At 44.1% G+C, this 19,738-nt stretch carries 18 protein-coding genes; 9 read left to right on the forward strand and 9 right to left on the reverse strand.

Annotation, left to right across the window (positions count from 1 at the left end):
• The first annotated feature begins 75 nt into the window (after positions 1-75).
• Complete coding sequence (locus ACJJIQ_RS16705) at positions 76-396, forward strand: hypothetical protein (protein ID WP_445362493.1); 321 nt, start codon at positions 76-78, stop codon at positions 394-396.
• A 69-nt stretch (positions 397-465) separates the two neighbouring features.
• Here ACJJIQ_RS16705 and ACJJIQ_RS16710 read toward each other — a convergent pair whose 3' ends face one another.
• On the reverse strand, positions 466-930 hold the full coding sequence (locus ACJJIQ_RS16710) for a hypothetical protein (protein WP_444940775.1): 465 nt from the start codon (positions 928-930) through the stop codon (positions 466-468).
• Between the two features lie 651 nt (positions 931-1,581).
• Between ACJJIQ_RS16710 and csrA the strand changes: the two genes are divergently transcribed.
• Positions 1,582-1,770: a carbon storage regulator CsrA gene (csrA, locus tag ACJJIQ_RS16715; protein ID WP_445362494.1), complete on the forward strand. Its 189-nt coding sequence runs from the start codon at positions 1,582-1,584 to the stop codon at positions 1,768-1,770.
• Between the two features lie 23 nt (positions 1,771-1,793).
• Here the strand turns inward: csrA and ACJJIQ_RS16720 are convergent, their stop codons facing one another.
• The 3 genes from ACJJIQ_RS16720 to ACJJIQ_RS16730 form a co-directional block, all read right to left on the reverse strand.
• Positions 1,794-2,549, reverse strand: a complete 756-nt coding sequence (locus ACJJIQ_RS16720; protein WP_445361146.1) for a hypothetical protein — start codon at positions 2,547-2,549, stop codon at positions 1,794-1,796.
• Positions 2,550-2,821: 272 nt separating this feature from the next.
• Entirely contained in the window at positions 2,822-4,006 is a 1,185-nt protein-coding gene (locus ACJJIQ_RS16725) for a serine hydrolase domain-containing protein (protein WP_445362495.1), read from the reverse strand.
• A 57-nt stretch (positions 4,007-4,063) separates the two neighbouring features.
• Positions 4,064-4,915 (reverse strand): alpha/beta hydrolase, encoded by an 852-nt coding sequence (locus tag ACJJIQ_RS16730; RefSeq protein ID WP_445362496.1) that lies wholly within the window; start codon positions 4,913-4,915, stop codon positions 4,064-4,066.
• A gap of 220 nt (positions 4,916-5,135) precedes the next feature.
• Between ACJJIQ_RS16730 and ACJJIQ_RS16735 the strand changes: the two genes are divergently transcribed.
• Positions 5,136-7,301 (forward strand): winged helix-turn-helix domain-containing protein, encoded by a 2,166-nt coding sequence (locus ACJJIQ_RS16735; RefSeq protein WP_445362497.1) that lies wholly within the window; start codon positions 5,136-5,138, stop codon positions 7,299-7,301.
• A 116-nt stretch (positions 7,302-7,417) separates the two neighbouring features.
• Here the strand turns inward: ACJJIQ_RS16735 and ACJJIQ_RS16740 are convergent, their stop codons facing one another.
• Positions 7,418-8,308: a LysR family transcriptional regulator gene (locus ACJJIQ_RS16740; protein ID WP_444946159.1), complete on the reverse strand. Its 891-nt coding sequence runs from the start codon at positions 8,306-8,308 to the stop codon at positions 7,418-7,420.
• Positions 8,309-8,487: 179 nt separating this feature from the next.
• Here ACJJIQ_RS16740 and ACJJIQ_RS16745 point away from each other — a divergent pair, with 179 nt between their 5' ends.
• Complete coding sequence (locus tag ACJJIQ_RS16745; protein WP_445362498.1) at positions 8,488-9,612, forward strand: alkene reductase; 1,125 nt, start codon at positions 8,488-8,490, stop codon at positions 9,610-9,612.
• A gap of 387 nt (positions 9,613-9,999) precedes the next feature.
• Here ACJJIQ_RS16745 and ACJJIQ_RS16750 read toward each other — a convergent pair whose 3' ends face one another.
• Complete coding sequence (locus ACJJIQ_RS16750; protein ID WP_445362499.1) at positions 10,000-10,911, reverse strand: hypothetical protein; 912 nt, start codon at positions 10,909-10,911, stop codon at positions 10,000-10,002.
• A gap of 523 nt (positions 10,912-11,434) precedes the next feature.
• Here ACJJIQ_RS16750 and ACJJIQ_RS16755 point away from each other — a divergent pair.
• Together ACJJIQ_RS16755 and ACJJIQ_RS16760 are read left to right on the forward strand one after the other, a co-directional pair.
• A complete protein-coding gene (locus ACJJIQ_RS16755) occupies positions 11,435-11,743 on the forward strand; it encodes a hypothetical protein (protein ID WP_445362500.1) in 309 nt (102 codons plus the stop codon).
• A gap of 116 nt (positions 11,744-11,859) precedes the next feature.
• Positions 11,860-12,240 carry a DUF5329 family protein gene (locus tag ACJJIQ_RS16760; protein ID WP_444934160.1) on the forward strand — a complete coding sequence of 127 codons (381 nt, stop codon included), beginning with the start codon at positions 11,860-11,862 and terminating at the stop codon, positions 12,238-12,240.
• A 131-nt stretch (positions 12,241-12,371) separates the two neighbouring features.
• Here the strand turns inward: ACJJIQ_RS16760 and ACJJIQ_RS16765 are convergent, their stop codons facing one another.
• Together ACJJIQ_RS16765 and ACJJIQ_RS16770 are read right to left on the reverse strand one after the other, a co-directional pair.
• Complete coding sequence (locus ACJJIQ_RS16765) at positions 12,372-12,686, reverse strand: branched-chain amino acid transport AzlD family protein (protein WP_444934161.1); 315 nt, start codon at positions 12,684-12,686, stop codon at positions 12,372-12,374.
• The gene (locus ACJJIQ_RS16770; RefSeq protein ID WP_445362501.1) at positions 12,683-13,405 is read right to left on the reverse strand and encodes an AzlC family ABC transporter permease; all 723 of its coding nucleotides are present in this window, start codon (positions 13,403-13,405) and stop codon (positions 12,683-12,685) included. Before ACJJIQ_RS16770 ends, ACJJIQ_RS16765 begins: the two co-directional genes overlap by 4 nt.
• Positions 13,406-14,003: 598 nt before the next feature.
• On the opposite strand from ACJJIQ_RS16770, the gene ACJJIQ_RS16775 reads away from it, so the two are divergent.
• Entirely contained in the window at positions 14,004-17,021 is a 3,018-nt protein-coding gene (locus ACJJIQ_RS16775; RefSeq protein ID WP_445362502.1) for a DUF2339 domain-containing protein, read from the forward strand.
• 74 nt (positions 17,022-17,095) lie between these two features.
• Here ACJJIQ_RS16775 and ACJJIQ_RS16780 read toward each other — a convergent pair whose 3' ends face one another.
• Positions 17,096-17,965, reverse strand: a complete 870-nt coding sequence (locus ACJJIQ_RS16780) for an alpha/beta hydrolase (protein ID WP_445362503.1) — start codon at positions 17,963-17,965, stop codon at positions 17,096-17,098.
• A gap of 396 nt (positions 17,966-18,361) precedes the next feature.
• Here ACJJIQ_RS16780 and ACJJIQ_RS16785 point away from each other — a divergent pair, with 396 nt between their 5' ends.
• Both ACJJIQ_RS16785 and ACJJIQ_RS16790 read left to right on the forward strand, forming a co-directional pair.
• On the forward strand, positions 18,362-19,099 hold the full coding sequence (locus tag ACJJIQ_RS16785) for an OmpW/AlkL family protein (protein ID WP_413663308.1): 738 nt from the start codon (positions 18,362-18,364) through the stop codon (positions 19,097-19,099).
• A gap of 170 nt (positions 19,100-19,269) precedes the next feature.
• Positions 19,270-19,701, forward strand: coding sequence for a DoxX family protein (locus ACJJIQ_RS16790; RefSeq protein ID WP_445362504.1), 432 nt, complete (start codon positions 19,270-19,272; stop codon positions 19,699-19,701).
• Positions 19,702-19,738 lie beyond the last annotated feature (37 nt).

A 19,738-nucleotide genomic window follows, 5' to 3' on the forward strand; every position in this document is an offset into this window, starting at 1 on the left:
GCGAAAATTCTCAAATTCCTCTACACCTCGAAAACTCTTTAAAAGTAGAATTTATATTCAGGCTTACACATAGTGATGAAATTTAACGAACATGAACTCACCATCAAAGATATAGCAATTCACTACTCCCACAAGCTAAAAAACCAACTGGCCGAAGACATTCTACTTGGCAAGAGAGATATCACTTCAGCTGAAGAAACTAAACTACTGACTCAGTTTTTCTGGCAAATGGCAGATCAGGCAGCTAAAGATTATCAAAACGATGGACAACCAGATATTGATGTCGACCTTGAGGATTGCATGGAAAAGCTAATGAATATTTTCATCGGCTATACCAAAAGAGCAGGCTTTAACCAACAATGGGTTGAAGAATCCAATAAGACTAACAGCACTTAAAGTTGTTTTCACCATCGAGTCCAATGCCAGCTATTACCGGCCTTTCATCTATCCGTTTCTCTAGCGCTATTATTCTCGGCGGCTCAATAAAACTGGCCAACAGTTTCCCGCCATCAGTGAACTAAAATCATCAATAATTCTTCTATCTATTTTTTCTTCATAGACATAATAGACAATAAATCTCGGCTGCTTACCAGTGCCTAACTTTGACTCTTCATAAAAACAGAAGGAAAAGTGTTGAATAACCTCATCACCGTCTACATCTTCATAAGCCACAGTAAGAGAGTCCCATGAAGGCGAAGATATACCCTTAAGTAATTCTTTTTGGGCACGCACATTATGGTCCTTGTAAGCAACAGTCAAACCTGCAAGCTGGTTGCTGGACACATGGAAAGACAGTTTCGTATCACCAAATGTTTCCGGTAGAGAATACATAAAATCTGCTTTATCCGCTTTTAATACGTCAGGAACTCCTGCCTGCGCAATCATAGAAAAAGAGGCTAGCAGCAATATTAAAATTCCACTTTTCATCATCCACCTTTCAGCTCTTTTGATAAAACCGCCCCACCTCATCAAAGACGCAAGAAATTCTAGCAAGTTAAAAATACAAATCACATCAACTAGAAAAAATCTACAGACCAATATACCAATCACCTGTGAGATATAGAACCAGACAACCAATAAAATATAGGCGCCCAAATAATCTTATTGGATTTTATTAAGTTTTCTTCAGCGTCAAAGCTGCGTAGAATCCAAAGATATTTATCAATATTTTGGGCCGTGATCAAATCGGCTTCGACAAGCCAACAGCCCAAGATAAAACAAGAACATCAAGAGTTGTATAAAAGACCCATTCCCAAAGGAGAACGGTAGCGTGACGTAAGAGACAGTAAAAGGCGCTGACCCAAGGTGCGGCAACACCCGGGGCCAGCTAACCAAATTGATAGAACAGTTATCAAAGTGGCTCCATGAATGGTACGCTAGAAACCCGCTCGTCTTCAATAAAAGGTTGCACTTTCAGTAACCTGAGGCGATTCCCCAAGCACTGGGAGTCTAGCGCCCGCCTTTTCTTCTTTTACGCCTACCGTTCTCGCGCCCCTCCTAATACCTGCAACCGTTCTTACTTTCCTGGCCCTCCCGTTGCGGGAGGTTTGCCAATGTTTTGCGTCTCATTAGGAAACCAATATGTTGATTTTAAACCGCCGTACTGGCGAGAACCTCAGGATTGGGGAAAACGTCTCAATCACAATATTAGAAGTTAAAGGTAATCAGGTGCGGGTAGGTATAATCGCTCCCAAGACCTTACCGGTTCACCGTGAGGAAGTTTATAGGCGTATCCGAAAGGAACAGAAAGTGGACGATGGAAATGGTTGAGCAACGGATACTTTTCATCATTTCTAAATAAGATAGCGGGCTTGGTACTCCTCAAACCAAGTATCAGCAACGCTGCTCCCGAGACGCATGGATGCTATTGCATATAATTCATACTCAGAGTCGGTGGGATGCTCCAAGGCGAGCGAAAGTAATACGGGCACCTGTACAACTTTGTGAAACCAAGTTTTCAAAGTCTTGGTGCCCTCTTCGCTCCAAAAGGGTGAGGGTGGCTTCCCCTGGGTCAGTACATCTACCTGGCTTGCTAAAAATTCGATGATGCATTGCCGGGAATCAGGGGAATCATCTTCCCACCACTCCCTAAGCTGCTTGGAAATATCACATCCTGCACAGGCAAGTGTGGCCAAGCAGGTTTCTACATTACGGGCATCCCAGCGTTCCGACTGCCACCATGCGTTTAAAAATAGAGTCACAGCCCTTCGCTCAGGCTCTAGCCACATATTCCAGTCTGCATATACAAGTTTGCCAGCAATTATCTCGCTATTACTCGTTAATCGCGTATCAGTGGCAATAAGCTCGAGAATCCTGGGTAGGAAATGCTTAAAATCTTCGACCCCACCCCAGGTGGTCATAGCTTTATTGGTATATCTCTCAAGATCACTGCTGGTAAGTTCACCCAGAGGTGCACTATTTAGCGCTTTATGGTCTTCCTCTGAGATACAGCATGGACAACCACTGACATGTACGGAACGCGGGTACCGAGCGAAGGTATCGTAGGCATTCTCAATAGCGGCCTGTAACTCTGGAGACAGTGACTTCATAAGTTAACCTAGTAAAACTAGAATGTGGCTTTAAAGGCAGTGGTTAGCAATATTACAAGGCCGTAATTGAGGATTCTAGAAACTTATCTTGGCAATCTAAGAAGTACCTATATACCAACAAGCAGTCGCTTAGTGGTGTGTCCGTTGTTGGTGGGCAGGATCATCGATCTGAAATAAAGCCACCTCAAGGAAGTGGCTATAAAAACCAGGCAGTGAGCCCACAACTGCTTTTCGACTATCCTCGGTAAGTCATTTTCTTAAGCCGCTTGAGGTTAAATTGATAAAGCAAAAGCCGGCAAAATACGTTGCTCTATCAAGCCCAGGGTTTTGTCATCATCTCTGTGGCCGGTGACGGCAATTACTAAATCAAGATCTTCAATAGCCATGACATACTGGCCACCACCGCCCCAGCCAAACTTCGCGATATATTTCTTGTCACCAACCTTCAGGGGGGTTCGCCAGAAGAAATAGCCGTATGAGAAGTTGGTATAATCGAACTCATCATCTGTAGGAACAGCTACCTTTCCAGTGGCCTTGGCAATATACGCTTCCGGAATTAATTGCTGACCATTCCATTTACCTTTATTGAGCACTAAAGTACCCCACTTAACCATACTGCGAGATGTCATCATGGCCCTTGACCCTGCCTGGGGCACGCCGCTGACGGCCTCCTTCCAGTGATAGTTGTCGATCCCCATCTTCTCTAGCAGCTCTTCTTTAATAAAGTCACTCGCGGAACCGGGAACCACTGCATCCAGCACCAACATTGCAATCATTGGGTCTGAGCCTTGGTATAAGTAGGTTTGTGATTCTGAGGTTATCGGTTTGCTATGGCTTAAATAGATTTGGGCCAGCTTTTTTCCTGTCAAATGCTCTGGATTTTCCAGTAAGGCATCCCGTTTTTTTTCATCAATACGAATTCCAGATTGCATACTCATGGCATGGTTCAATGTCACAAGATCTGCGCCTTTAACAAGCTTCGTCCTATCCAGCCCTTTCAGGAGGGAAGTGACAGGCTTGTCTAAGTCTTCCATGGTTAAATAGCCCAACTGTATCGCCCGCCCAATCGCCAGGGCTGTATAGGCCTTGCTGGCAGAGGCTTGTGGGTGAGGAAAATTAACACGACCAAGGGAGTAGTAGGATTCAAATACCAGTTTGTTATTTTGAGCAATTAGTAGGCTATCGTAAGGTGTATGTTGGTTGTCTGCTATTTCCCGTGCCAGTTTTTCCAAGCTCTCCTTGATGGTATCGATTTCACCAACAGGAATACCGTCTTTTCTATCCGCTGGGGCTGTATCTATAAATGCTTTTTTAAGCTTTGGTATTGATCTCTCCAGGCCTGTGAGGTCGCTACTATAGTCGGCCATATTGACTTCTGGTGCCTGTAGGTCTCCTGCGCTTACAGTAGTAAATATCCCGTACGTTAGCCCGATTGTGATTAGCTTCTTGATAAGCATTTTATATCCTGCATTTAATTTTTAACGGTTTATTAATATGGCTCGATATACTATTGATTAGTGTTTCACTTTATCCGCAAGCCAATAAATACTGCGTACTGAAGTCTTTGGAAACGCCGTTGTGTGATTAGCCGATTCAATAACCACCGGTTCTATGGATAAGTTAGCCAACTTTTGGCTCTTTAACTCACTAACAAACCTTTCTACCGTTGCACCCAGCTCCTTTTCTAAAGCGCCGTAGGCAATAAATACATTGGTTTGTTTTGGTAGTTCCATCAATGGTTTGTTAGGCTCTAATTCAAGACGAGAATCCATATAAGTGCCTATCAATCTTGATGGACTACCGATAATGTAGTTCTGAAAAGTATCCGGTTGGCTTATTAAGGCATAGACTCCAAAGAGACCACCAAATGAGTAACCGAAATATGTCCGATTATCTGGATTCGCGCGGTAATTGCTTTCGATATACTTTATAACGTCATTTCTGATAAAGGCGAGATGCTGATGGGCCTCTCCTTTAAAGGATTCTTTATCGTTAGCTTTATCATCTGAGGGTAGTGCTGGTTTAAAGTCCCGATATCGACTCGACCATTCATTTTCATCAGCTGGCATACCTTTCCGCCAGCCAATGCCCACCAAAATTGCATCTTCCAGTGCATACTCTGTGGTGGCCGACAGTATTTCAACTGCCCACAAAGCATCTGTATAATAAATGACCGGATGCTTTTTGGTGTCACTCTCCTCATATTTCTCAGGCAGCTTGATATACAGCTCGTATTCCCTGTTATTGCCGGAGTCCTGAATAGGTATCACTTGGATTGTGGATAACTCAAGGGCTTTATGCTCACCTGCTTCAAGGGCAGCGATAGGTAGCAACAGGAGAAAGGCGACTAGTAAACGCTTTTTCATATCAGTATTTATACCGTTATATGTGATCGGAGAAGCGTTCAATCTAAACAAGGAGCCTATGAAACACCTGAAGTGCCCCTGACTTTTGAATGACTTTGTTCTGTTACTATAAAGTGCTTATTTATCAACAAGTTACAAAGTCTACTTTAGCTGTAATCAGGGTTTATGCTAGTATCCATTGCCAAAATTTAGCTCATATTTTGTTCAGGTAGATACATCAATGACTTCACAATATTGGGTGGGTGACTTCTTTGTTGATTTATCCAGAAACCAGATCACCCGACATGAGCACTCGCAAACTGTCCCCCCTAAAGCCCTTGCTGTCTTAACCCACTTAGCAAGACATCAGCGAAAAGTCGTGAGCCAGGATGAGCTACTGTCTGAGGTCTGGCCGGATACGATAGTCACACCCAATACGCTGCAAAGAAGTATTGCGCAACTTAGAAAAGCCTTTGGGGAAGATCGGAAGCAGCAGTCTTATATTAGGACCCATGCGAAACAGGGTTATAGCCTCGAATGCGATATTGTTTGGCAAGATGGTGATTCTATTCCACAGGGTAAGACAGCACCGGAAGAGGAAGCTCCCTCCCCTACTCCCCCTGAGCATGAAATAGATATAACACCGGTTAATCCAAACCACCAAACCCAGACGATCAAACCAAATCGATTTCCAATCTTTGCACTTGTCGGGTTGGTATTATTAGTATTTGTTATATTTAAACACTCTCCGCCCGAGCAAAGCTCTCAGCTTGTATTTGATCGATTACAGGCGGTAACTGCAACTGACCGTAAAGAGTTTAGCCCCTCTTATTCGCCTGACGGTGAATATATTATATTTAATCGTTACTTAGATAAGCTCTGCGTTAATAAAATCTGGGCCAGGAATATACATACCCAGAAGGAAACGGAGTTAACCCCAGAATGGGGTACTTATGGCCGCCATACATTATCACCGGATGGCAAAAAGCTGGTATTTATTTCTGAAGAAGACTGCACCATACCGCTAACCCAGAATACCTGTTACAACCTGGTAAGCCTGGATTTTCAAAAGGCATTAGCCAGCCCACAGCAGCCAAATGTATTAATGCGCTGTAGAAATTCCGCGATTAAGAACCCGGTATGGCTAAATAATAATGATCTCGCTATTTTGCACAAAGAGACTGACCGTTGGCGGTTGATCAACTATTCAGTCAGGGATAATGCCAGTCGAGTCCTTTATGACCTGGAGAATGGAAACCTGGCCTATTTTGATTACTCAATAAGTGAAGGGTTAATAGCCGTAACCAGCCATCATCAAGATGGCCAGCTTTATATAGATATGCTGGATTCCAAGGGGGCGCTTTTATCCAGCCACCAGATAGACTATCCGGATGAAATCCCCCAGCGCAGGACCATATCCCCTAACTTTTCGCCGCTTACAGATGAGTTAATCTTTAGCACAGGGCGGCGACTCTTCTCTCTCACTTATGATGGAAAGGTCAGTAAGCTTGATTTACCCCTGGATCAGTCTGCCAGCTCGCCGGAATTCCACCCAAATGGGCAGAGGGCACTTCTGATTAAGGGCCGATACGATAGTGACATTGCATCAATACCGCTTAACCAACCTGAGTCAATCGATACACCTTCGGACGAAGATGTCAGCGAACTCTACCCAAGCACAACACGGTCGATTTTGGGAGAGGATGATGGCATTTTCCAACCCAGTGGCAACTTGATTGCGTTTACTTCCAGGCGCTCTGGTGAAGACCAGGTGTGGATAACTGATGGCAGCGATTTACGGCAAGTCAGCCAGTTTCCTATGGATACCAATATCTACGGTATTAGCTGGTCTGCCGACGGCCAAAGCATACTGGCGAGTGCCAATCAGATACTGACTAAAATCTCCTTGGACGGTAGCAGAGAAGCCTTCTCACTAGCCCATCCAGTTGACCGACTATTCCAGTGGGATAGTGTGAGTAACCTCGCACTGTTAACTCTAACGGTGAAAGGTGTTACAAAGTTTGCAGAAGTAAACCTGGATAATCTTGAAGTGAGTAGTATCAACGATGCACAAGTTAACTGGGCCCAGCGAACCGAGGATGGCCGGCTAATCTATATGGATCATATGAACCGCTTCTGGCAGCCCGGCCCTGCGGAAGACCAGCTTATTGAAGAGCTGATTTATCAGGGCAGTGAAAAAAGGTTTGTGATCAAAGAGAATGTGATTTACTCAATCAATCGAGATGATCAACTGTGGTCATACGATCTCAGCACTGGTGACTTTTCTATCTTGAGAGCAGTGCATAGAGATATCGATTATCTAACTGATATTAATCAGGAAAACCTAATGATTACCTATGTTGTTGCCGCTAAAAAGGAAGTGGCAGAGTTATTCTTACGGGAATAGAAATATAGCCTATTTTAGTTTTCAAAAATAAGATGGCTAGCTATAAACCATCTTATTTCCCAACCGCGATTTAATTCAAGATATTACTCTTATTTTCTATCAACTAAATTGCATGGTTACTTAAAAAGTTTCATAAGCTGTTCAACCATCCACATATGAAGCTGGCTATGGTTAGATCGACTATGCCATGCTGCTATAACCTCAAATTTTGGTGTTTGCGTGTCCAACTTAAGGGGAATAACTTTTTTATTGGGTAGAAGTCTTGAGGGGTAAAACGCAATTGTGTCTGTCGCAGCAATAATATCTGGAGCGGCGGAAAAGCTGGGTATCGACATAACAATATTGCGTTTTAGCCCCTGCATCGCAAACCACTCATCGTGTGATCCTTTGAGGTTTGCCCGTGACGGTGAAATGATCAGTTGCGGAAGCTCTGCTACATCTGCCAATGTTAATGACTTACTCTTCAGTGGAGACTTTTTTCCCGCGATACAGACATGTTGCTCCTCAAATAGCAATTTGTATGGCAGGTCATCCGGGATGAAATCAGGAAAGGTAAGCGCTAAGTCGATCTCACCAGCAACCATTAACTGATTGAGATTATCTGTTTCAAAGTCCCTGACGATAACTTTAAGTTCCGGGGCAGATTTACGGACAACCTCTAATAGCTGGGGCAGTACCGATTGAATCGCGTAATCCGTGGCACTAATACTAAAAATCCCTCTATAAGTTGCCGGATCAAACGCTATTGGGGTTAGCAGTGACTCTACATCCTTCAAAATACTACTGATCCTGCCTCCCAGCTGCTCAGCAACAGGGGTAGGCACCATACCGTTGCCTTGCCGGATAAACAGCCGGTCATCAAACACTTCTCTCAGCTTACGCAACTGTTCGCTTATCGCTTGCTGGGTTAACCCCACCTTTTCAGCTACCCGGGATAGGTTTCTCTCTTGAAGCAGTGCTTCCAGTATACGTAGCTGTTTTAGGTCCAAGCGGCTTATACCATTCATATTTGTAACCAAGACAAAGAGTAGTTGTTTCAAATTGTATCCTTGCACCTCTAGTATTCCCACCATCACAAGGCACAGCCAAAACTCGCTGGGGCTATTCAGTTGCCCTTATCACCGCTGCTTTTTACTTGTGTCTTTTCAAACACTCACTGCAGTCAGTTTTTAACAGGAAGGTCATTATGAAAAACGAGTCACTATTCAGTGAGATCAACCTCGGCCCTTACACCCTAAAAAACCGTATTGTTCTACCGCCACTGACCCGATCACGCAGTAGCCAGCCTGGCAATATTGCCAATGACTTGATGGCTAACTATTACTCACAGCGTGCTGGTGCTGGGTTTATGGTTACAGAGGGCACACAAATCGAACCCAGGGGCCAAGGCTACGCTTGGACACCTGGAATCTATTCAAAGGAACAGATCGAAGGCTGGAAAAAAGTGACCAAAGCCGTGCACGATCAAGGCGGTATCATCTTTGCCCAGCTATGGCATGTTGGACGTGTATCTCACACTTCACTACAGCCTGGCAATGCAGCGCCCGTTGCGCCATCAGCTATCCGCGCAGATGCAGTTAAGGTATTTATCGAAACGGGGCCTGGGGCCGGCGCATTGGCGGACCCCAGTGAACCCCGCGCGCTGACAACAGAAGAAGTTAAAGAACTGGTCCAGATGTATGCTCAAGCTGCACGCAATGCTATGGAAGCAGGCTTCGACGGCGTTGAGTTGCACTGTGCTAACGGCTATCTGGTGAACCAGTTTATTTCAGAACATACCAATCATCGCGACGATGAGTATGGTGGTAGCCTGGAAAACCGTCTGCGTTTTCTTAAAGAAATTGTCGCAGCGGTATCAAGGGAAGTCGGTAGCGATCGACTGGGTGTTCGTTTTGCTCCGCTATTTGAAAGTACCGATGAGGACAGAGTCTACCTTGGGCTGGTAGAGAGTGACCCCCACAAGACCTATATCGAAGCTATTAAGCTGCTAAATGAAGCTGGAATTGCCTATCTGTCACTGGCCGAGGCGGATTGGGATAACGCACCGGATTTACCTGAGAATTTCTATCGAGAAGTACGTGAAATCTTTGGCGGAAGCATCATGTATGCAGGAAAGTATTCCCCCGAAAAAGCTTTGCGGGTGCTTGACGCAGGTCATGGAGATATCTTTGGCTTTGGCCGACCTTTTATTGCCAACCCGGATCTTCCCACGCGTATTCGCAATGAATGGCCACTCAATCAGGTTGATCCAGAAACTATGTATGGTGGCACAGAAGTAGGATATACGGACTACCCCCTCTACCAGCCATGATCTGGTGTAGGTTGGGCTCGTTCATTATGAATTGTTAACTGTAAGTTGCATTTCTATAAATACTTCTAAAGTCTATCAGCGCTAGCCAAAAGGCATAAGAGCTTATTGATTAGAAATAGATAGCCTCAGAGAATTCTATTTTCCGGGGCTTCTTTTTCCAGACTACTCATAAGAGATAATATTTTTAAGCCTTAAAGCTATACCTTTATCTTATGCAAACACTCATTACCCTGGAAAAAAATAGATTTATATCATCAGGTCGATGAGTAGACCGAACTAGACTTAGGTAAAATGTAAAACCCGAGAATTTAATAAGCCTCAAGTTTACAAGTATCTTGAGGTACCGTGAAACCATCAATATTACTACTTATTTATATTAGTATAAGATCAAGGAGCCTTCTTTGATAAAGCTACCGCAATATTACTTATCGCAACCTCCATAGAAACTTTTCCATCCAAGTAAGGCTTCCAATACTTATCAAGAAGTACTTTGTAGTCCCAATGCCCGCTATACAGGCCACGTATTTCGGCATAAGGTACATACTCTGAGTCATCCTCGAATATCACTTTCTTAACCATTTCTCCAACGGTATAGAACTGTATCGGATGCCAAATTCCTTTATGATTGTCCAGCCCCAACCGACTAAATTCTGTATTAATGACCCGCTGCAACTTACTATTTCGACCTACTCCATTAGCATGAGAGATTTCATGGAAAAACATCTCAAACGCATACCAGTCAGTATAATCTGAATAGGTACTATTAATAATCGTTTGAAAGCTTCTCCCAGAAGTGGTAGCGCCCTGGCGCATTCCAGGTTTGTAAACAATATTTACCGTATGCTCATCAAGAACCAGCTTTTCATCAAATAACTTTTCCAAGCTGCTAGAAACCCTATCTCCATAAACATCAAGTTTACTTTTCAAATTCTGGTACCAATTAAGATTTCTCGCTTCATGAACCGGCCACAACTTAGCTTTATAAATGGTTGATAGGTTATTTATATGTGCATATAGAACATTTTCCACAGAACCTTGCTTAAGGGCGTGATGTGATATTAAGAGTGCAGTTAAATCTGAAATCTCAGAATTAGACCTGATGATATGTATGTTTTTGTCAGCACCATATTTCCTATACTCGCTAATTACAAGATCAAAAATCTCTTGCTCCTCAACAGAAAGCGTACCCCCCTCTTTTAAATCATTATGTAAATCTTTATCTCTCGCTAATTCATATAAATAGAGGTGTAAATTTAGCAAAAGCTCATTTTTAAATTTAACCGAATGCCAATTTTTCACTCCATTGACAACTGGGCTCTAAGCAAGAACAGAACAAGACAGAGCGGAAATTACTAGAGCTAAGAATAAAAGTCGAAACATAACAATGGTACCATTTATTTTTAGTATATTTATATTTCAAAGATCATCAGATACTAATAAAAACACATAGTTCAAAATATTAGCCCATTTATAAACACGCTAACTTAACCTGTGTGGATACTCAAAAGCAGCTTATAAAAAATAGCTTATATCCTGCAGTTAACACTTTTCAAAACTATCTATCTCAGCCAGAGGGATACTTTCACAAGTAATACTTTAATTGGCAGGCTAGTTTTTAGCCAAAAAGTCCGCTAAATAGCCAAGCAATCGCTTACTCTTATTATTATAAAGGCCACTTGTAGGACTCGTTGTTATTCTTCATGTAAAATACCTTAACCCAGTACACTGTACTGTTTTAAAGAAAACTACAATTTCCAGAGCCCAAAAAGAAATGAAGAACCTCTTGAGCATTATTACACTAGCCCTTGCTACTGCTTCTTGTATGAAACTCGAGGTACAACCCGGCAACGTTATCGGGGACACTGTAGATGCGGGTAAAGAGGCGTTCCAAAGCATCAAAAGAAGCCGTAATGGTGAAGAAGAGAGAGACTTCTCTCACAAAATCAGCTATGACCCAGCTGTTTCTAATGCCTTCAACATCACCAACTGTAAGAAGGAAATGATGGAGGTGATTTCTGCCTCTGAACTTACCGTCTCACAAATTTTGACTGAATCTTCTGAAGTTGTTGGAGAGGAAGATAGCAAGAGCGTACAGTGCGCTGCAAAAGTGGTAGTCACTAAGAACGCTTAAAGCGCCGAGCTGCTGGCCTTGATATATAGTTCTGGCATAGAGCCCCTCTTGACCCTATGCCAGTTCTTGGCCCGCTAATGAACTCCCCTGATACTCCATAGCCAAGGAATGGAAAAATGGTTAAAAGTTTCTCAACTTTACTAACAACTATCTCACTAAGTATGCCCTCCACCCTGGCTCAAGCAGATACACCTATCAAGGAAATAAATCACCTAATAGAGTTTGTCTCTACCTCAGAGTGTACCTTTATCCGCAATGATAGTGAGCACACCAGCCAGGAAGCAGTGGAGCATATGGAGAAAAAATATAAGTATTTCTCCAACAAAATTGATAGCGCGGAAGATTTTATTAAGCTAAGTGCAACCAAGAGCACCTTTAGTGGCAAGCCATATCATATTCAGTGTACCGATAAGCCTAAAGAAGCATCCCAGCAGTGGCTTTTAGATGAGCTGGCACGCTATCGTGACTCAGTTAAGTTAACTCCTGATAACACTTAGACCATTAATAGCAAGAAGAGCAAATTAATTTAAACTGACAGCTTAATTTACCATCAAAATTTGGCTTAACCTAACTTCAGCCTACTAAACTTGCTGCCGAGTAGCTTTCGCTCTAAACAGTTAAAGCTCTTTCAGCTAAAAAAGAACTTCATCAATGAAAATGCAAATATGCTAAGAAGGACAACGGCAAGGGTATTCTTAATCACGCAGCTTACTAAAATAGTAAAGAGACCTGCAACAAGGAAGGGGTTAGCCAGATCGGAATTGGAAAGCTCAACCTCTCCAAATACGATTGGAGCAGCCATTGAGGTCAATATACAGGGTGCAGTAAATCTTAAAAAACGTTGAGTATTATTGTTTAGCTTTATTGGAAGATTCTTTACAAAAAAAGCATAACGCATGTAAAAAGTAATGGTAGACATTGCTAAGATTGTATAAATACTCATACCTCTTCCTCCTCGGCCTTGTCTTCCAATAGATAACCTGTGCACATACCCATCAATCCTGAAAAGAGTAACCCATTGGGTACTGCAAAAATATGAAACATTACAGAACTTACTGCCGAAATCAAAACAGCTATAAGAGTAGTCCTAGATTTAATATTTGGAACTACCATAGCAATAAAAGTTGCAGCAATTGCAAATTCCAATCCAAGCGCTTCTAAATTTGGAATACTCTTTCCTGCAACAACGCCTACAAAGGTGGATAAATTCCATATTAAGTAGAAGGTAAATCCGGACATTAGCGCATATTCAAACGAAAAATATCCAAGTACTCTATTTTTATTCTCTGCAACTGCAAACATTTCGTCTGTAAGAAGAAAGGCAAATACAATTCGCTTGTATATTGGCAGCTTTAAAGCTTCACTTCTAAAAGTTGCTGAGTAGAGTAAATGGCGAGAACTTACAACTGCTGTACTACCAAGAATAGACGAAAGTCCACCGCCCACACCAATAATGGAAAGAGCCGATAACTGGGCTGCCCCGGCAAATACTAGCAAGGACATTAGCTGTGATTCTAGTGGACTCAAACCCATTTTAATCCCTAGAGAGCCACAAAGAATCCCCCAGGGAATTACAGCTATTGCTAATGGCAAAGTATCAAGTATTGCTGCCATTACAAGTGAATGCGGTCTTTCTGTGGGAATGGCTCTTTGAACATCCATAATAATTACTGACAACTTTTACAATTTGGGAATATCTACTGTTCTACCTGATACAAAATCACAAAGTTACTTGAGGGATACACAATCGAGCATATGAAATTGACAACAACAAATGATTAACAACATGCGATATTTAGATCTTTGAAACCTAGCTTTCATATTTTCCGTGAAATATTTAAAGATGTTTAATCTTTTATCTGGTGGAACTTATATATTTTGAATTACAGGGGGTCAAATGATTTTTCCACATTGAAATATTAAGTGCAAAAAAGTAAAAATATAGAAAAAGTAGTTTTGGTAAGCGCTATACAGTGAAAGAACTATCTTATCGAGACCTATCAAGTTTCTTGGTTGAGTGACAACAAACGATCTCCCCTGCCCCAATCACCGTAAAACAGACAGAACAAAAATAGCAATCTTCACTGTACTTAATCTTCCTACGATTTTACTAGTTGCCAATAAGGCAGTTAGCGAACACTTACCTGAAAAACAGTGATACATTTATCAAAACTAATTGAATAGATAGCCACAAACCTATAAATACTTGTTCCCTCAGTCAGGCCCAGGTAGCCTCGGAAAAAAGCATTTAGAGCAAGTTATGGAAAGTGAACTGCAATCACTTCGCGCGGAACTAGCCCTGCTGGAGCGAGACAATCGCCGTCGCATTGAGATATTCGAACAACGGTTATCGACTCTAGAAGCGCAGATACAGCAAGATACTGGGGATCAGTTAGCAAGTCAGCTCCCGACAGTGGATGAGCCAGAAGATGAGCTATCCCAATTGATGGGTACTCATCCCTCCAGATCCCCGTCGATGGAGCAACCTACTCCCCCTCCTCCTGAAACTCCAACCCAGCCAGCAAGTACTATTACCACTGCTCCTGACACAGCCAGGAAGCCTAGTAGACAGGCTAAATGGCTATCTGAGGAGCTACCGAGTCTATTGGAACCTGCTCTGGAACCCATTAGCCGAGTATGGGGCTCCCTAATGAGTTTCTACCGGCACTATCAAAGCCAAGGGAAGGCTCCTGTCTTCTTTATGACCGCCGCCGGTATCCTGGCGCTGGTGTTTGGCTTTGCTTACCTGCTGCAGTTTTCCTTCAATGCCTATTTGGGGCCTGTAGGTAAAGTGACTTTGGGCTTCCTGGTAGCAGCGGCGACTACTACTGGTGGGGTAATGTTCAGGCGGCGCATGCCCAACATGGCGGACTACGGCTCAGGACTGATCGCTCTTGGGGTCATACTGCTTTACTTATGTGGTTACTTTGCTGGGCCTTACTATCAGTTGGTTCCGATTCCCATCGGCGTAGGGCTGCTTGTAGTAACTACCGGAGTTGCTTATTTACTCGCCCTACTATTCGAGACCCGGGTTGTTTCCATGGTGACTCTGCTGGGTGGAGCCACGATGCCCTTGGTGGCCAATCATTTTGATCCATCCGCAGTTATTTATCTCAGCTACTTGTTGGTACTCGCGCTCGCAATGCTGCGTTTGTCCAAGTTGATTCAATGGCCTCAGCTGGCAGTGGTCACCATGGTGCTCAGCGCAGGGATGTTCGAGTTTTCAGTCGCAAACTTGGGCGAGTCTAGCTCAAACTGGGGTCTGTTACTGATACTGCATGGTTTCTTCTACGGGTTTGCCCATTACATACTGGGTGGGCTTAGTGGCAAGGAAATGGATAGGAGGCGCCTCGGTTTGCTGGTAGCAAACCTGGTGCTATTTATTCATATTAGCTGGTCTCTAGCACCCACTGCTAATGCACTAGGTGTGGTTTGGTTACTCAACCTAATACCCTGGGCCGCGCTCGCCATCTACTCACGCCACCTGTTCGGCTACGATGTTAATAGTGCCTCGGCCCGCAGTATCCTCGCAATGGCTTTACTCCATGGCGGCTTGTTAACAGGCCTGGCAATTCTGGCACTTTGCAGCCCTGGATTTTTGGGCATTGTGTGGTGCCTGGAGGGCCTCCTGCTGATTTACCTTGGAATACATTTTGGTTTTGTCAGCGTGCGAAGTGAGGGCTATATCGCTCTAGCCCTCGCCGGCGTAACCTTATTCTTGCAAGCTGTCGTATGGGTGGCTGAGAGCCTGGTTCCTGCTCCACTACTATTATCCTTAGAGGTGAGTGCAGGCTGGACTAACTGGCTAACCCTCAGTGCTGGGGCCTTTGCGATCACCCAGTTATTACGCCGTAGTGCCGGTAAAATCACTCCCGCAGAACAACGTTTCACTTATATCGCAGATAATGCTTTCGGACTGCTTTTATCTGCGAGCTTCCTGCTATCGGTGGGTATTATCTGGCCGCAAGGGATGTGGTTGCTGGCACCACTGCCAATGACTTTCCTGATCTGGCGTAGCCAGCGCATGAATTCAGCATTTAGCGAGTGGCTCGGTCTCTGGCATTACCTTCTGTTGTTTGTCCCACTGTTAGCCAGTGCATCGGTTGTAGGCAACCTTCATTTCTACGATCAAATCCCCTACGGAAAAATCGCCAGTATTGAAGCTTTCCTGGGACTTTGGTTGCTTGCGGAGCTTTATCACCAGCTGAATATACAATCACCAGGGCAGAAGCTGGCATTGGCACTGCGTAAACTCTTTTACGCTTTACTGCCCATTATTGCCTTACCTACCATACTGTATAAGGCCAGTGACTACTTCACTGTTGCTATGTGGTTCTCGTGTGGTATTGCCCTATTCCTCTACACATGGCTGCGGATGGAACATCTAAAACAAGAAGTTCGCATTTTGATTTCTGCTGCAAGCCTTATCACTATCGGCGGCTGTCTCCTACAGGAGTTTGTCGGCTGGCAGGGCAAGGCGATGGAGGGGCTATTGCTGGGAGTCGCCAGCTTCATAGGGCTCATATGGCTTGGCCAGGGCTTAAAGCGATATCCCGCAGGTAGGGAGTGGCAGCAAGCTATTCACTGGGCGCTGAAGCCTGTATTCCCGATGGCCTTCTACTATTTTGCGGCAGTGCTGATAGCTGTCAGTTACACTTTAACTCATGACTTTGTCCTGTCATTACTACTCACCCAGCTCTATTTTGGAAGCCTCTTTTTCAGCCAACCCAAGCTGGCACCAGTACGCAACCAGCTTACGCCCTTCTACATGCTGACACTGGGTATTTTTGAATTAATCTCACTGATTCAAGTCGGAGCTGTCATTGTGAAATCGCACAATGCAGAGTGGATTGGAGCCTATAACCTAGTCTCTCTTGGCATCGCTGTCCTGCTGGTTTACCACAAAACCCTGCCTACAAGAGCCGTTTGGTCTGGTCATCGAATGGCAAATATGTGGCTGGTGCATGTTACCGCGATTATTATTTACGTAGCTCTATTAGCACAGCTATTTGATGCCATGTGGCTACCGGCAGTTTCTTTCGCTCTCGTTGTCCATGCAACCCTACTATTGTTCCAGACATTAAAGCCCGAAACCCAGAAGTTACTTAAGTTGTCACTAATTATCTACGGCATAGCTGCACTGAAGATTGTGCTCTGGGACATGCAGGACTTCTCACTAATACAGAAGATAGTCGTTTGTATGTTAGTGGGATTATGTATGCTGGGGGCAGCCTATCAATATCAAAAATTTCTGGCAGCCCAAAATAATAACTCCTAAACGTAGCTCACTTTCACACAAATAAAAATGGGCCTTTCAGGCCCATTTTTATAAGATGAAGACTTTATCAATATTCAAGCTATTTTATTTAAAGTACCTTTGACTACTATTTTTTTATTCTTCTTCTGCTGCTGAAGGAAGTTATTTACAAGCTCTATCACTTCAACATCCCAAACTATTTTCCTATGCCCGACGCCGCTAATTTTAATCATCTCCGCTGCGGGCCAAGTTTTATAAATTCTCTCTCCATGAAAAATCGGCACTTCATCGTCTTCAGTATCGTAAATCATTAAGAGCGGGGTATCTTCTGGGGCATACATTTTGCACTGCAACAACTCCTGCCAAGAGTACCCTATTTGATTGGCTATCTTGTCTTGGCATAGCTCTGCTGTTCCAGGGCTCACCTTCAGCATTTTTTTCATAATTTCTATGATGAGCAAGGGAGCACTCGGTGAGCCGAGAATTGCGTAGCAATGGGCTTTAAGCCCAAACTCCCGCGCACGCATTGTCATCATTCCGCCCATCGAGTGACCGACGATGGCAAATATTTCCGAAAACTGGCTGGCTAGAGAGCAGATATCTTTCGCCATAATATCGAAATTACAAACCTTGCCCTCAGAGTGGCCATGAGCGGTAGCATCGATGGCTACCGCTTGGAAACCCTGATCGGCAATTGCCATTGCCAAGGTTGCCATTTTTGCGGCTTTGGCCTCCCAGCCATGGCATAGAATCACTACGGGGCCCTCACCCCAGGACCAGGCTGTGTTTTCTGTACCTAAAGCACCCCGGTAAGTAATCTTCTTGGCTTGGGCCAGCTGCGATCTCTCACGCTCGGAGTCAGCATAGCGTCTGGGTCGTGAAGACAGATACATTGCAATATTTGCCGATAACTTTGGGGATAGTCGCCCTGTGAGCTGCATTGCTCCCTGTATTATCTTAAGCATGTTATTAAATCTCTAGCCTGGTGTCTTATATGATCATTGATAGTGAGTTTTACTGCACATCAAGCAAAATACACTGATCAGGAATCGCTAAATACATATCAACGTAAAAACACAAAATAATACAGGGCAATTTCACTCAATAAATTAACCGATTCTACAATTATCCGCGCAATAGGAAACCAAACCCTTTTCTGGGCAATCTTTCTCAGAAAATAGGAATTTATTCCCAGCAGAAGCTTACAAAGTTATACCAATAAATTACTGCGCCTCAGCTCTTGCTATCTATAAACCCAGACCTCGAAGACATCTACACTAATAATCTAGCGATAGATTACAGTATTCCTGTAGCTATCAACCCTCCTACATATTTTCAGTCGTACTTCTGGAAAGTTGGGCATGAAAAGAATCAATCTGACACTAGTTTTTTGCACGGTACTATTGCTTACCGGTCAGTCGGTTGCGGACTATAAAAAGGGAGATTTTATCGTTCGCGTTGGCGCTGCTGCGGTCGATCCAAACGACGACTCTGGCAGACTCCGCCTAAATGGCACCCCCTTGGACTACACCCGGGTCTACGTGGATACAGGATACTCCGCTAGCATCACTGGTACCTGGTTATTTGCAGACCATTGGGGACTGGAATTACTGGCAGCTGTACCTTTCCGGCACGATCTTGATGTGCGCGGTTTACCGGACCCGGATACCGGTGATCCACTGGGTCGGGTATCCCTGGGTGACATCAAGCACCTTCCCCCAACCCTCAGCGTACAATGGTATCCGGTATGCACCGAGTCCTGGGTGCAGCCCTATATTGGTGTGGGAATTAACTACACCCATTTCTTCGATGAAGATATCAGCCGCACGGCACAAAACTACTTCGATACGGCCCTGGGTGCAGACTCAAGAGCATCCCTGAGCCTGAGCAATTCCTGGGGCCTGGCAGGGGAAGTGGGCATAGACATTGCCTTTGGACGAGAGAGCAACTGGCTGTTTAATGCGGCTATCTGGTACTTAAGTATCGATACCAAGGCAAAAATTCGCTTCCGCACAGAAGATAACGACTACGACCGCATCAATGTGAATGTAGATATTGACCCCTGGGTCTACTCAATAGGTATCGGCTATCACTTTTGAGCGGCCTTTTGTCCACTTCTCAATGAACCCGGCCAATCTGATGTTCGATTTATTCGAATGATATGGTCGAATTTAACCAATTTTCATTCTACTCGTCCTCTATAAACTGCCCTTTATCCACAGCAGCTACTCCGCGGTGGCGCTCAATTTACAGTTTAAGGACCGACACAATGAATACTTCCACTTTATCCACAGCATCGAATGCCCCCAGTGGTTCCTTGTTTCCAGCCGTCGCAGACCTTTCCGGACGTATTGGCTTGGCAGCAATCTTTTTACTGGCAGGCGTTAACAAGATCCAAAACTATGAGGGTAGCGCTCAGTACCTGACCTACGGTGGTCTACCCGAGTTTCTGCTCCCATTGGTAATACTATTTGAGATAGCCGGTGCCTTAGCTCTGATTGCGGGTTTTCAAACTCGATTAACTGCTCTGGCATTCGCCGGATTTAGCTTACTCACTGCGCTCCTGTTCCATAACAACCTGGAAGATCAAATGCAGTTTCTAATGTTCTTTAAGAACCTAGCTATAGCCGGTGGTTTTCTGGTGATAGCAGCCCATGGCGCTGGGCGTTTCAGCTTGGACAACAGAAAGAAAGCACATTGATTCCATCTGAAACCAGTCACAAAACAACCGCTATTTA

The sequence above is a fragment of the Microbulbifer maximicatervae (SeqCode) genome, assembly GCF_052468295.1.